Below are 13,406 nucleotides of genomic sequence, written 5' to 3'. Positions count from 1 at the left end.
ATGTCTGCCCTGGAACAGCCTCCGAGCGGTTCACATAGATGATTTTATTTTATCCTATTTTCTTATGAAATGGAAGAGAGAAGTAACGGGATTTTCACGGGATTTTCAGTTCAGAAAATTCCCACCTGTGAACAAAAAACTGCCACAAAACAAGCCCCGACCAGTCCTCTGTTCATGATCTTTTCTTGCTTTATGGCAGTTTTCCCGATTCTTATTGACGGTTATATTTATACTTTCCTAATATATTCGAAAATTCTCCCTATTTCACCAACAGCGACTCTCCCGTCATCTCCTTCGGCTTCTCAAGTCCCATCAGTTCAATCAGCGTCGGCACAATATCGCAGAGGCGTCCGCCCTCGCGCAGCTTGTACTCCGGGTCAGCGCCGACCAGGACAAACGGTACCTGATTGGTCGTATGAGCGGTCCACGGCTCGCCGGTTGCCTCATCGACCATCACCTCTGCATTACCGTGATCGGCGCAGATAAAGAGAACACCTCCGGCTGCCTTGATGGCTTCAACTGCACGTCCTACGCAGGCATCGACGGTCTCAATCGCCTTGATCGCAGCCGACTCCACGCCCGTGTGGCCTACCATATCCGGGTTTGCAAAATTGATGATGATGACATCATATTTGCCGGACTCAATCGCCTCCACCAGCTTATCGCACACGATCGGTGCGCTCATCTCCGGTTTCAGGTCGTAGGTCGGAACCTCCTTCGGAGACGGAACCAGAATGCGATCCTCGCCCTCGTTCGGCTCTTCCACGCCGCCGTTGAAGAAAAATGTTACGTGTGCATATTTCTCGGTCTCGGCGATACGTGCCTGCGTCATATGGTGCGCCGCCAGGAACTCTCCAAACGTGTTCTTAATCTCTTCCTTCTTGAACGCAATCAGCTTGTTCCCGATCGTCTCATCGTAATCGGTAAAGCATACAAACGTCAGGTCAAGCTTCTTCTCTCTCGCAAATCCGGTAAATCCCTCATCGCAGAATGCGCGGGTGATCTCTCTTGCACGGTCCGGACGGAAGTTGAAGAAAATGACGGAATCGCCATCCTGAATCGTGGCAACCGGCTTGCCGTCCTTCTCTACATAGAACGGTACGACGAACTCATCGTTTACTTCTTTATCATAGGATTCCTGAATACCTGCACACGCGCCTTCTGCCTTCTCGCCCTCTGCCTTTGTCAGCACATTGTAAGCCTTCTGGACACGATCCCAGTTTTTATCACGGTCCATCGCATAGTAGCGTCCCATCACGGAAGCCACCTCGCCGACGCCAAGCTGCTGCATCTTCTTCTCTAATTCTGCTACGAACTCCTTGCCGGAGGTCGGCGGTGTATCACGTCCGTCCAGGAAGCAGTGCACATACACTTTTTTTAGTCCCTGACGTTTTGCAAACTCCAGAAGTCCGAATAAATGAGTCAGGTGGCTGTGAACGCCGCCGTCTGATACCAGTCCAAACAGATGCAGGGCGGAATCATTTTTCTTGCAGGTGTCTGCGGCTGCCAGAAATTCCGGATTTTCAAAGAAATCGCCATCCTCGATTGATTTCGTGATACGGGTCAGCTCCTGGTATACGATACGTCCGGCGCCCATATTTAAATGTCCCACCTCCGAGTTACCCATCTGTCCGTCCGGTAGACCGACCGCCAGACCGCTGGCATTGCCGCGCACAAACGGGCACTGGCTCATCAGCTGATCCATGATCGGTGTCTTCGCCTCACACACGGCATTGTGCTCACAGGTATCTCTCATGCCGTATCCATCGAGAATCATTAATACGGTTGGCTTTTTTTTCATCTCTTTCTTCTTCCTTTCCTTCCATGAAATGAACCGTTTTTTCTGAAACAACCGGATGAACCAACAATTTTGATTGTTTCAGGTCAAAACTTTCACCTTCTTTTTTTACTGGCAAAAAGGGGACTGCCACGCCTCACACGTGCGACAGCCCCCTTTTGCTCATCTCTTATTTATAATTTACAATCTTTCCAAAATCTGCCTTTAAGGACGCGCCGCCTACCAGACCGCCATCGATATCCGGCTGTGCAAACAGCTCCGGAGCCGATGCTGCGGATACGGAACCGCCGTACTGGATGCGGATCGCCTCTGCGGTCGCCTCATCGTACACTTCCTTGATGCACGCACGGATCGCGCCGCACACTTCCTCAGCCTGCTCGGTGGTCGCTACCTTGCCGGTACCGATCGCCCAGATTGGCTCGTATGCAATCACAGCTGTCTTTGCCTGCTCTGCGGTCACATTCTGGAATGCGATCTTGATCTGCTGGCGGATCCAGTCAAGCGTGATGCCCTGCTCTCTCTGGGTCAGAGTCTCGCCGCAGCAAATGATCGGGGTCAGACCGTGCTCAAATGCTTTCAGCACCTTCTTATTGACCGTCTCATCGGTCTCTGCAAAGTATTCTCTGCGCTCGGAATGTCCGATAATCACGTATTTAACGCCTGCATCGGTCAGCATATTCGGGGAAATCTCGCCGGTGTAAGCACCTTTCTCCTCGAAATACATATTTTCAGCGCCGACTGCGATGTTGGTTCCCTCGCACGCTTTTACAACCGGGATAATATCAATCGCCGGTACGCAGAATACAACGTCTACATCTTCCGAAACAACGAGCGGCTTCAGAAGCTCTACCAGAGCTACTGCCTCCGACGGCGTCATGTTCATTTTCCAGTTGCCTGCTACGATCTTTCTTCTAGCCATGACTATTCTATTCCTCTTTTCTATTTATTTATTATTCGCTGCCGCTACGCCCGGAAGCTCTTTTCCCTCTAAGAATTCCAGAGAAGCGCCGCCGCCGGTAGAAATATGGGTCATCTTGTCGCCAAATCCAAGCTGGTTGACCGCTGCTGCAGAATCGCCGCCACCGATGATCGTGGTCGCTTCGGTGTCTGCCAGTGCTTTTGCAACTGCGATTGTACCCTGTGCCAGAGTCGGGTTCTCAAATACACCCATCGGTCCGTTCCATACAACTGTCTTAGCAGATTTTACGGTGTCTGCATACAGCTTTGCAGTTTCCGGTCCTATGTCAAGTCCCATCGTATCAGCCGGGATAGCGTCAACCGATACATTCTGTACCTCGATCGGTGCATCGATCGGATCCGGGAAGGATGCTGCTACAGCTGCGTCAACCGGAAGAAGCAGTTTCTTGCCAAGCTTCGCCGCCTTCTCTACCATCTCACGGCAATAATCTAACTTTGTATCATCGACTAAGGATTTACCAATCTCCTTGCCCTGTGCTTTTAAGAAGGTAAATGCCATGCCGCCGCCGATGATCAGCGTGTCGCACTTCTCCAGCAGGTTGGAGATAACGTTTAATTTATCGGCTACCTTCGCGCCGCCTAAAATGGCAACGAACGGGCGGACCGGGTTATCTACTGCATTTCCAAGGAAATCTATCTCTTTCTGCATCAGGTAACCAACTACTGCGGTGTCCACATACTGGGTCACGCCTACGTTTGAGCAGTGTGCGCGGTGTGCAGTACCAAATGCATCGTCCACATAGACATCACACAGGGATGCCAGATCCTTGCTGAACGCCTCACCGTTCTTGGTTTCCTCGGCACGGTAACGGGTGTTCTCAAGCAGAACAACCTCGCCATCCTTCATCGCCTCAACGGCTGCCTTTGCGTTCGGTCCAACCACTTCCGGATCGGCTGCAAATTTCACTTCCTGTCCCAGAAGTTCAGACAGACGAACGGCTACCGGTGCCAGAGACAGCTCCGGCTTCGGCTCTCCCTTCGGTTTGCCAAGATGGGAGCAGAGAATTACCTTTCCGCCGTCCGCAATCAGTTTTTTGATCGTCGGAAGCGCTGCCACCAGACGGTTTTCATCGGTGATCTTTCCTTCTTTTAACGGTACGTTGAAATCACAGCGTACCAGAACGCGTTTGCCCTTTACATTGATATCATCCACGGATTTTTTATTCAGCATATCCTGTCTCCTTTACATTATAAAAGAATAAAAAACAGGTCCGGTCCCGACCGAGGACCGGACCCATCTTGAATCCTTATGATTTTCTATCGAATCGATAAAATTATGCCAGCTCTGCGAAGTATTTGATTGTACGAACCATCTGGCTTGTGTAGGAGTTCTCGTTGTCATACCAGGAAACAACCTGTACCTGATATAAGTCATCACCGATCGGAGATACCATAGTCTGTGTAGAATCAAACAGGGAACCATAGCGGATACCTACGATATCGGAAGAAACGATCTCATCCTCGTTGTAGCCGAAGGACTCAGTCTGAGCTGCCTTCATAGCCTCGTTGATAGCTTCCTTAGTAACGTCAGCTTTCTTAACAACGGCTGTCAGAATAGTAGTGGAACCAGTCGGAACCGGAACACGCTGTGCGGAACCGATGAGCTTGCCGTTTAATTCCGGAATAACCAGACCAATCGCTTTTGCAGCACCGGTGGAGTTCGGAACGATGTTGACAGCGCCTGCTCTTGCTCTTCTTAAATCGCCTTTTCTGTGCGGTCCGTCCAGAATCATCTGATCGCCTGTGTAAGCGTGGATGGTGGACATGATACCGGACTGAATCGGAGCATAATCGTTTAATGCCTTAGCCATCGGAGCCAGGCAGTTAGTTGTACAGGATGCTGCGGAGATAATCTTATCTTCTGGTTTCAGTGTCTTGTGGTTTACATTGTATACAATAGTCGGAAGGTCATTGCCTGCCGGTGCGGAGATAACGACTTTCTTAGCGCCTGCATCGATATGTGCCTGTGCTTTTGCCTTGGATGTATAGAATCCGGTACACTCCAGAACTACGTCTACACCAATCTCGCCCCACGGAAGTTCAGCAGCGTTTGCCTTTGCGTAGATAGTAATCTTCTTGCCATCTACTACAATATAATCTTCGCCAGCTTCTACCGTATGTCCATCGTATCTGCCCTGAGCAGAATCATACTTTAACAGGTGAGCTAACATTTTCGGATTTGTCAGATCGTTGATAGCTACGACTTCGTAACCCTCAGCGCCAAACATCTGTCTGAAAGCCAGACGACCAATACGACCAAAACCATTAATTGCAACTTTTACTGCCATGATCTCATTCCTCCTAGAAATTCATCTTCATGATTGTTAAATATTAATCAACCCTGCTTGTATTGTACCCAACTTTTCCTAAAATAGCAAGTGGTTTTTTGTAAATTTTACAGCAAATATTCAGTATTCTCTCTCTTGCTGCGCACAACTTCGACGGATTGTCATATCTTAAATGGAATTTTGTGCTGACAGCCTTAATTTTGCATAATTTTTTAACCAAATGCTCTAATTCGAACTATTTTCATTTTAATCGATCTCTTCTTGTTTTTCAACCTTTTTCCGTGGCTTCGCATTTGAATACGGCAAATTCCTGCTGCCACCACGTTTTCTTACGGCACTTTCGGTTCCAAAAGTGCCTACCCGTGAACAATAACCCGGCCACTTTGCAATTCGCCATCCGGCGTCTTGTAAACCTCCACACTTTCTTGCAGATCGTTTCTTTTTTTACTATAATAACTTTAATCATCGTTTTGGTTTACACATTTTGCAGACCGGATCAACTCATTTCCTACATCAAATAAATTCCGGAGGTTTTATATATGAAGATAAAGGAAGGAAAATCAGCGCTGGAACAGAATCTGTACCGATCCTTTCTGCTCCTTTCCGCTACCCTGGTGCTCATCTCACTTGGTTTTACTCTGTTTTTTGATATTTCCAGGCAGCGAAAGGATATGGACAAGCTGATCAGCGGTACTGCTTCTTATATTGCTGCAATTCCGGATGTCGCCGCCATGCTGGAAAACGGCTATCCTGATTCCACCGTGACCCGCGACCTGGATTCTCTTTCTTCGAATATACCAGATATCAATGTCATCCTCATCAGTGATAAAAACGGACTGCGCTTTTACCACACGAACCGTCTGAAAACCGGCGATTCCTACGTGGCAGGTGACGAGGACGCTATTCTGGCAGGAAGCGATCCATATATCACAACCGGCTACGGCACGCACGGCATGCAGCGGCGCGCCTTTCACGCAGTAAAAAACAGCGGCGGAGAGATCGTCGGTTTTGTGATGGTTTCCCTGTTCACCGCTACCCTGTCCGCCCAGCACCGCAGTCTGCTGTTCTTTTATATAATTATATTCCTGATCATGATGATCGTCAGCATTTCCCTGACGCACACAATGTTCTCCCTGCTGCGCGACTCCCTGTTGGGATATGACCCGGAAGAACTCGTCAATATTTATACCCGCCAGGATGAGGTCATGAATATGATCGACGAGGGACTTGCCGCAACCGATCTGGACGGCAGAATTCTCTTTGCCAACCAGAAAGTTTCCACAATACTCGGTCGTCCTGCAAACGACCCTCCGATCACCCACCTCACGATTCAGGAATTGTTTCCACAGACCGCTTTCGATCAGGTCATAAAAACCGGCGAAAGTGTAACGCACGAGAGCATCAGCTTCGCCGGACGCCAGCTCATCGTCAAGGAGGTGCCGATCCATGGACGCGGTAAACAGGTGCGCCGGGGTGTCCTGATCGTTTTATTTGACCGCACCGACCTCCTGCGTCTCTCCGACGAGCTTTCCGGCGCCCACAATATGTTGGACACGCTGCGCGCGTTCAACCATGAATTTTTAAATAAGCTGCACATCATTCTCGGCTACCTGCAGACCGGGGAGATTCAGCAGGCGATGAATTTTATCACCAACAGCAGCCTTGTCTCCAGCCAGTCCGTCCGTGAGACAGCCAACTGCATCCGCGTTCCGAAAATCTGTGCGCTTGTGATCGGGAAAATGATGCACGCCGCCGAGCTTGGCATCCGCCTGCAGGTCAGCGCCGACAGCACCTGCCGCGACCATGATCTGCTGATCCCGGTGGAAGGATTTGTCACCATTCTCGGCAATCTGATGGAAAATGCCATTGAAGAGCTAAGCCACGATCACACCGCCAGTCCGGATGTCATTAACGCATCTGAAAGCCCGCGCGAGATCCACATCGGCATCTACTGCCGCCCAGACGTCAACATCATCACCTGCGAGGACACCGGGCACGGCATACAGCCACAGCTGCTCGATCATATTTTCGAAAAAGGTGTTTCCTCCAAGGGCGAGAACCGCGGAACCGGGCTTTTCCTGGTTCATGAGCTGATGGAGGAGTACGGCGGAACCATTGATATCGACACAGAGCCTGGCGAGGGCACCTGCTTCACCCTGACATTTACCCGAAAGGAGACAGAATCTAATGTATAAAGTCATTATTATAGAAGATGATCCGATGGTTGCATCCATCAATAAACAGTATGTCGAGCTGACCTCCTCTTTTCACGTGGAGGCAACTTTCAAAAACGGCATCCTTGCCCTGCAGTATCTGCAGAACTGCACGGTTGACCTGATTATTCTCGACTACTACACGCCTCAGATGAACGGCGACGAATTTATCGACCAGCTCCACGCGGCTGGCATGACCCCTGCAATCATCATGGTAACCTCTGCCAACGACGCAGAGACCGTCCGCCGGCTTATTTCCCGCGGCGTCACCGATTATCTCGTCAAACCATTTGAATATGACCGTTTCAAAGCTGCCCTGGAACGATTTGCGAAACGTCAGGAGGAATTGAAAACATCGGCGTCCGCTTCTGACCTGGGACAGGCGGAGATCGACCGCCTCTTCTCCGTCCCGGATGTCTCCTCCCAGAGCGCTCCGCTGACAAAGGGCCTAAATGAACGCACCCTTGGACTGATCCGTCTCTTTCTCTCCGAACATCCGGAGGAGGTCTGGTCCAGCGAACAGATTTCGGAACAGGTTCATTTGTCCCGTATTACAGTCCGGCGGTACTTAAATTACTTAGTCGAAACCAACGAACTGGTCAGCATGATCGATTACCAGACCGGTGGACGCCCTTCTATTAAATATCGATATTCTGGGAAATAAGAACCACTTCGTTTTCCAGCAATATTCAGGTTTTTCCTGCCTGTTCGCGGCTGCAGCTGTACAGATTCATCATAGAACCGTATCTATACTGCAGTCGCTTTCTTATAGTCATTTTTATTTACAATACTTACAAAACTGTATTTAAAATTACATAAATTGACTTCCCTTTTTCAATCTTATAAACTGTTTATAAAAGAAATAAACAAATTCTTAAAAAAGAATGGAGGGAAGTTCTATGTTAGAACACATTATGGGATACTTTGGAACTTACACACCGGCAGCCGACGGTGCCATCGCAACATTCCAGTTCGAGTATCTGACCACACTTGGTTTCGCAGCCATCGTTATCTTCTTAGGACGCGCGATTGTCGCTCACAGCGCCCTGCTCAGAAAATATGCTATACCGGCTCCGGTTATCTCCGGTATCATCTTTTCTGTTGTTGTATCTATCATCAAGGGTTCCGGAATCATCGGTTTTTCCTTTGATGCAAAAATCGTGAAAGACTTATGCCAGAACTTATTCTTCCTGTGCGTAGGTTTCGGCTTCAGCTACAAGATGTTAAAGCACGCAGGCGGAAAGCTTTGTATCGCAATCGCAGTTGCAGCCTGTGTCCTGATTACCTTACAGGATGTCGTTGGTTACCTGGTAGGCAGCGCCATCGGTCTTCATCCGCTTCTGGCTCTGCAGTGTTCTTCCTCAGCTATGTCCGGCGGTGTTGGTACTGCTTCTGCATTTGGTCCTATCTTCGAGAACATGGGTGCTCCGGATGCAACCACAGTCGGTGTAGCAGCCGGTACTATGGGCAACATCATGGGTTCCTTAATCGGTGGTCCGGTTGCAGCTTTCCTGATTTCCCGTCACGGTCTGAAATCTGACCCGAACGACAGACCAGAATCCGCAAAAGCAGGTTCAGCAGCTGTTCTTAACAACACCCGTATGATCAAAGCATTTGCCCTGTCTCTGCTTGTAGCAGCACTTGGTATGCCGATCTACTGCCTGTTAGACAACATCCCGATGATCGAGATGCCGAAATTCATCGGCTGTCTGTTCGCAGGTGCTATCGCAAGAAACATCATGGATGCAGCTGGTATCGAATTCCCGGTTCCGGAGATCGACGCTATCGAGCATATGTTCCTGGAACTCTACCTGGCACTGGTTCTGATGACCATCGATATCACAAAGCTGGCTCCGGTAGCTGGTCAGATGGGTATCATCCTCCTTGCACAGGCTATCCTGATGGCACTCTTTGCAATCTTCGTATCCTTCAACGTATTTGGCCGCGATTACGGTGCAGCTGTTATGGCAGCTGGTAACTGTGGATGGGGCTGTGGTTCAGGTCCGAACGCAGTAGCAAACGAGAAAGCCGTTATGGATCAGTATGGATGGCACACCGTTGCTTGGGTTCTGTATCCGTCCTTCGCAGTTATCATCGACGATATTTACAACCCGATTTTCCTTTCCATCTTCTCCAGCCTGATTACAAAATAATCACTGAGACGAGATAGGAACACTTCATATAAGACATCTTTTATATAACAACATACCTAAAGCTCAATTGAAAATGTAACCTGAAAGAAGAGCGTCCGGTTCCCCCACATAAACCGGACGCTCTTTTTTGTTACTGTTCACGCATACGTGCCCAGTAACGGAATTTGCCGTGGCTTCGCATTTAAATACGGCAAATTCCTGCTGCCACCACGTTTTCTTACGGCACTTTCGGTTCCAAAAGTGCCTACCTGTGAACAGTTACATTTATATTTTCCTCTTCCTTGGTCTTGTCTTATCAATGTTTTTTGTGTTATACTTTTTATAGAGTTTTAATATTCTTTTAATCGCTAAGGCAGCATTCGACAGAACCGCTGCGTTTTTTTCTATATACTGATAAACTACGAAAAGGTGAGATCTATGAAAATAAAAAAACTGGTAAAATTGGCACCAATGATGCTTCTTACCTTCCTGCTCGGACTTTCCGGCTGTTCCGGCAGCACCGCCGCAGATGCGCGGGTCAACGACCATCCCAGCGAAGCAGATGAAGAGCTGCACGTTCTGACCATCGGAACTGCCGACAGCGGCGGAACCATGTACCCGATTGGCAGTGCCATCGCCTCTGTTTTAAGCGGACATGATGAACAGCTCAAGGTCAATTTAAGCGCCTCCAACGGTTCCTACACGAACGTGGAAAATATCAAAAACGGACAATTTGATATGGGACTGGTCAGCGGCGATGTGGCATTTTCCGCCTATCAGGGAACGGACGAATTTTCCGGTCATCCGGTCGAATCCCTGCGGGCGATCGGGGCCGTCTATTCAAGTCTGTCCACCTGGATGGCGCCGGAATCCGAGCATATCTCCTACGTTCATGAACTCGCCGGACACCACATTGCCGTCGGACCAGAAGGATCCACCACGGAGCTTTCCGCCCGCACCGCTCTCAAGGCAGCCGGGCTCAATATTGCCAACACTGCCCTTGAAAACTACAGCTTCTCCGCCAGCGTGGACTCTGTCTTAAACGGTAAACTCGACGCCGTCCACAGCTTCGCCGGAATCCCGGTCCACAGCCTGACCGACCTGGCCAGCCAGACGCCCTGCCGCCTGCTGGAGTACACTGACGAAGAACTGCAAAAAATTCTTGCAGCCAGCCCCTTCTACGTCCGCGCCACTGTCCCAGCCGGTACCTATCCGGGACAAACCGAGACACTGAAAACCTTCGGAATCAAATGCCTTCTCTGCGTGGACGCATCCATGGACGAACAGCTGGTCTACACCATCACCAAGATTCTCGACGAATCCCGTGAAGAACTGATCAGCGCCCACCCATCCTTAAGTAACTTATCTGATCCGGAATATATATGCAGCCAGCTTCCTATTCCGCTGCATCCGGGAGCTGAGAAATATTATACGGAACAGGGGCTGTTGAAAACAGAGTAACATGATAGCAAACAAAAACAGGTAACACCAAAACCTGGCGCATGGACGAATTTTCCTAAGACAAAAAAGCCAGGACTGCAGCATTCCGCAGTCCTGGCTTTTTCGATGCCCGATTACCTGATTATTTTTACTTCCGGATCTCCCGCAGCAAATTCACCATCTCGATTGCTCCCGTCGCGCAGTCAAATCCCTTATTTCCGCTCTTTGTTCCCGCTCTCTCGATCGCCTGCTCGATCGTATCCGTCGTCAGCACACCGAACATAACCGGCACGCTGCTTGCCAGAGAAACCTGGGCGATTCCTTTCGAAACCTCGCTGCACACATAATCATAATGGCTTGTGCTTCCACGGATAACTGCACCCACGCAGATCACCGCATCATACTTTCCGCACTTCGCCATCTCCGACGCAATCAGCGGAATCTCAAAAGCACCTGGAACCCACGCAACATCTACGTCCTCCTCCGAGACATTGTGACGGCGCAGCGCATCCTGCGCGCCTGCGACCAGTTTCGAAGTAATAAACTCATTGAATCGTGCCGCCACAATTCCGATCCTCATATTATTTTCCGCTACTACGTTTCCTTCAAATGTACGCATAAGTACCATCCTTTCCGACGATCTATTTTCGCCTGTCACTTTTTCTATTTAAAATTCAAAATATGTCCCATCCGCGCCTGCTTCGTTTTCAGGTAAAATCCATCATACGGCGTTGCCTCCATCTGAATCGGCACGCGCTCCTTGATTTCCATGCCAAAATCCGAAAGCTGATATACCTTATCCGGGTTATTGGTCAGAAGACGCAGCGTCTTGATTCCCAGATCCTTTAAAATCTGCGCCCCAATGTAGTATTCCCGCAGATCGCCCTTAAATCCCAGCGCCAGGTTCGCATCCAGCGTATCCATGCCGCCATCCTGCAGCTTGTAGGCGCGCAACTTATTTAAAAGCCCGATGCCGCGTCCCTCCTGCCGCATATAAAGGAGAACGCCTCGTCCCTCTTTCTCAATCTGGGTCATCGCCGACGCAAGCTGCTGTCCACAGTCGCACCGCAGGGAACCAAATGCATCGCCGGTCAGGCACTCCGAATGCACGCGGCAGAGTACATCTTTCCCATCTCCGATATCGCCCTTGACGAGTGCCACATGGTGTTCTCCATTTAAGAGATTCAGGTAGCCATACGCGCGGAATTCGCCGTATTTCGTCGGCATCCGCGTCTCTGCCACACACTCGACCAGCTTTTCATGTCTCTTGCGGTACTCCTGCAGCTGTTTAATGGAAATCATCGCCAGACCCCATTGTTCTGCCATCGCAAATAATTCTTCCGACCGCATCATCGTTCCATCCTCGCGCATGATCTCGCAGCACAGACCGCATTCCGGCAGCCCTGCAAGCCGCATCAGGTCTACCGTCGCCTCTGTGTGGCCGTTGCGCTCCAGAATGCCGTTTTTCTTCGCCATCAGCGGAAACATATGTCCCGGGCGGCGGAAATCCTCTGGCTTTGTGTCCGGATCCACGCACGCGCGCGCCGTAATACCGCGCTCCTCGGCAGAAATACCGGTGGTCGTCGTTTTATGGTCGATCGATACGGTAAACGCCGTCTCATGGTTATCCGTGTTATCCATCACCATCTGTGGGAATTGCAGCTTCCGGCAGATTTCTGCGCTCATCGGCATACAGATTAAGCCCTTCGCATGCGTCGCCATGAAATTGACATTTTCTGTCGTGGCAAAACTTGCCGCGCAGATAAGATCGCCTTCGTTTTCGCGATCCTCGTCATCCGTAACCAGGATTAAATGTCCCTGTTTCAGCTCGTCCAGAGCCTTTTCAACTGTATCAAACTGCTTCATTTTTCTCCTCCTCTATTAAAATCCATACCGCTGCAGAAATTCTCTTGTCATGCCCTTTCCTGCCTTATCCTCTTCTTCCGCTCCTATCAGCTTCGCCACATACTTTCCAATGCAGTCATTTTCCAGATTGACGATGTCGCCTGCCCGCTTAAACGCAAGCGCTGTCTCCTGCAACGTATGCGGGATGATGGAAACGGAAAATGATACGTGATCCACCCGTGCGACCGTCAGGCTGATTCCGTCGATCGCGATCGATCCTTTTTCCACAATCAGCCGCAGAATCGGTTCTGGGGCCTGAATCGTATACCAGACGGCATTTCCGTCCCGGCGCACATCCCGGATGGTTCCAGTTCCATCGATGTGACCGGAGACGATATGTCCGCCAAACCGTCCGCCCGCCAGCATCGCCCGCTCCAGATTGACCGGGCTTTTGACACCCAGCGCCCCCAGGGACGAACGGTTCAGCGTCTCATGCATTACATCCGCACAGAAATAATCTCTCCCAAATGACGTGACCGTCAGACACACACCGTTGACCGCAATGCTGTCGCCCAGATGAACATCCGAGAGCACCTTGGACGCAGCAACCGTCAGCCGTGCCGAGACTGCCTGGCGCTCAATCGCACGGATCCTTCCCACTTCCTCTATGATTCCTGTGAACATCTTTTCTCCTTTTCAAATCAGCGATTTT

At 50.0% G+C, this 13,406-nt stretch carries 11 protein-coding genes; 4 read left to right on the top strand and 7 right to left on the bottom strand.

Going from position 1 to position 13,406, the window contains the following annotated elements; all coding sequences use genetic code 11:
• Positions 1-259: 259 nt before the first annotated feature.
• The 4 genes from gpmI to gap form a co-directional block, all read right to left on the bottom strand.
• Positions 260-1,801: a 2,3-bisphosphoglycerate-independent phosphoglycerate mutase gene (gene gpmI, locus DWX68_RS11010; protein ID WP_118629481.1), complete on the bottom strand. Its 1,542-nt coding sequence runs from the start codon at positions 1,799-1,801 to the stop codon at positions 260-262.
• A 166-nt stretch (positions 1,802-1,967) separates the two neighbouring features.
• A complete protein-coding gene (gene tpiA, locus DWX68_RS11005) occupies positions 1,968-2,717 on the bottom strand; it encodes a triose-phosphate isomerase (protein WP_022359187.1) in 750 nt (249 codons plus the stop codon).
• 24 nt (positions 2,718-2,741) lie between these two features.
• Positions 2,742-3,947, bottom strand: a complete 1,206-nt coding sequence (locus DWX68_RS11000) for a phosphoglycerate kinase (RefSeq protein ID WP_107001070.1) — start codon at positions 3,945-3,947, stop codon at positions 2,742-2,744.
• Positions 3,948-4,050: 103 nt separating this feature from the next.
• Positions 4,051-5,064 (bottom strand): type I glyceraldehyde-3-phosphate dehydrogenase, encoded by a 1,014-nt coding sequence (gene gap, locus DWX68_RS10995; RefSeq protein WP_022359484.1) that lies wholly within the window; start codon positions 5,062-5,064, stop codon positions 4,051-4,053.
• A 539-nt stretch (positions 5,065-5,603) separates the two neighbouring features.
• Between gap and DWX68_RS10990 the strand changes: the two genes are divergently transcribed.
• The 4 genes from DWX68_RS10990 to DWX68_RS10975 all read left to right on the top strand — a co-directional run bounded on the left by DWX68_RS10990 (position 5,604) and on the right by DWX68_RS10975 (position 10,870).
• Positions 5,604-7,259 (top strand): ATP-binding protein, encoded by a 1,656-nt coding sequence (locus tag DWX68_RS10990; RefSeq protein ID WP_118629479.1) that lies wholly within the window; start codon positions 5,604-5,606, stop codon positions 7,257-7,259.
• Entirely contained in the window at positions 7,252-7,941 is a 690-nt protein-coding gene (locus tag DWX68_RS10985) for a response regulator (protein ID WP_117795944.1), read from the top strand. The genes DWX68_RS10990 and DWX68_RS10985 overlap by 8 nt, the downstream gene beginning before the upstream one ends.
• A 235-nt stretch (positions 7,942-8,176) precedes the next feature.
• Positions 8,177-9,430, top strand: coding sequence for a sodium/glutamate symporter (locus tag DWX68_RS10980; protein WP_107001073.1), 1,254 nt, complete (start codon positions 8,177-8,179; stop codon positions 9,428-9,430).
• Between the two features lie 417 nt (positions 9,431-9,847).
• Positions 9,848-10,870: a TAXI family TRAP transporter solute-binding subunit gene (locus tag DWX68_RS10975; protein WP_118629477.1), complete on the top strand. Its 1,023-nt coding sequence runs from the start codon at positions 9,848-9,850 to the stop codon at positions 10,868-10,870.
• A 127-nt stretch (positions 10,871-10,997) separates the two neighbouring features.
• Here the strand turns inward: DWX68_RS10975 and ribE are convergent, their stop codons facing one another.
• Genes ribE through DWX68_RS10960 form a run of 3 tightly spaced genes read right to left on the bottom strand, consistent with a single transcriptional unit; the run spans position 10,998 to position 13,378 of the window.
• Positions 10,998-11,468, bottom strand: a complete 471-nt coding sequence (ribE, locus tag DWX68_RS10970; protein WP_107001075.1) for a 6,7-dimethyl-8-ribityllumazine synthase — start codon at positions 11,466-11,468, stop codon at positions 10,998-11,000.
• A gap of 44 nt (positions 11,469-11,512) precedes the next feature.
• Entirely contained in the window at positions 11,513-12,715 is a 1,203-nt protein-coding gene (locus DWX68_RS10965) for a bifunctional 3,4-dihydroxy-2-butanone-4-phosphate synthase/GTP cyclohydrolase II (RefSeq protein WP_107001076.1), read from the bottom strand.
• 15 nt (positions 12,716-12,730) lie between these two features.
• Positions 12,731-13,378 (bottom strand): riboflavin synthase, encoded by a 648-nt coding sequence (locus tag DWX68_RS10960; protein ID WP_118523239.1) that lies wholly within the window; start codon positions 13,376-13,378, stop codon positions 12,731-12,733.
• Positions 13,379-13,406: the final 28 nt, after the last annotated feature.

The organism is Clostridium sp. AF20-7 (assembly GCF_003479275.1).
Classification (GTDB): Bacteria; Bacillota; Clostridia; order Lachnospirales; family Lachnospiraceae; genus Otoolea; species Otoolea fessa.
Note: the sequence above shows the minus strand (reverse complement) of the source record. Positions and strands in the feature narration are given on the sequence as shown.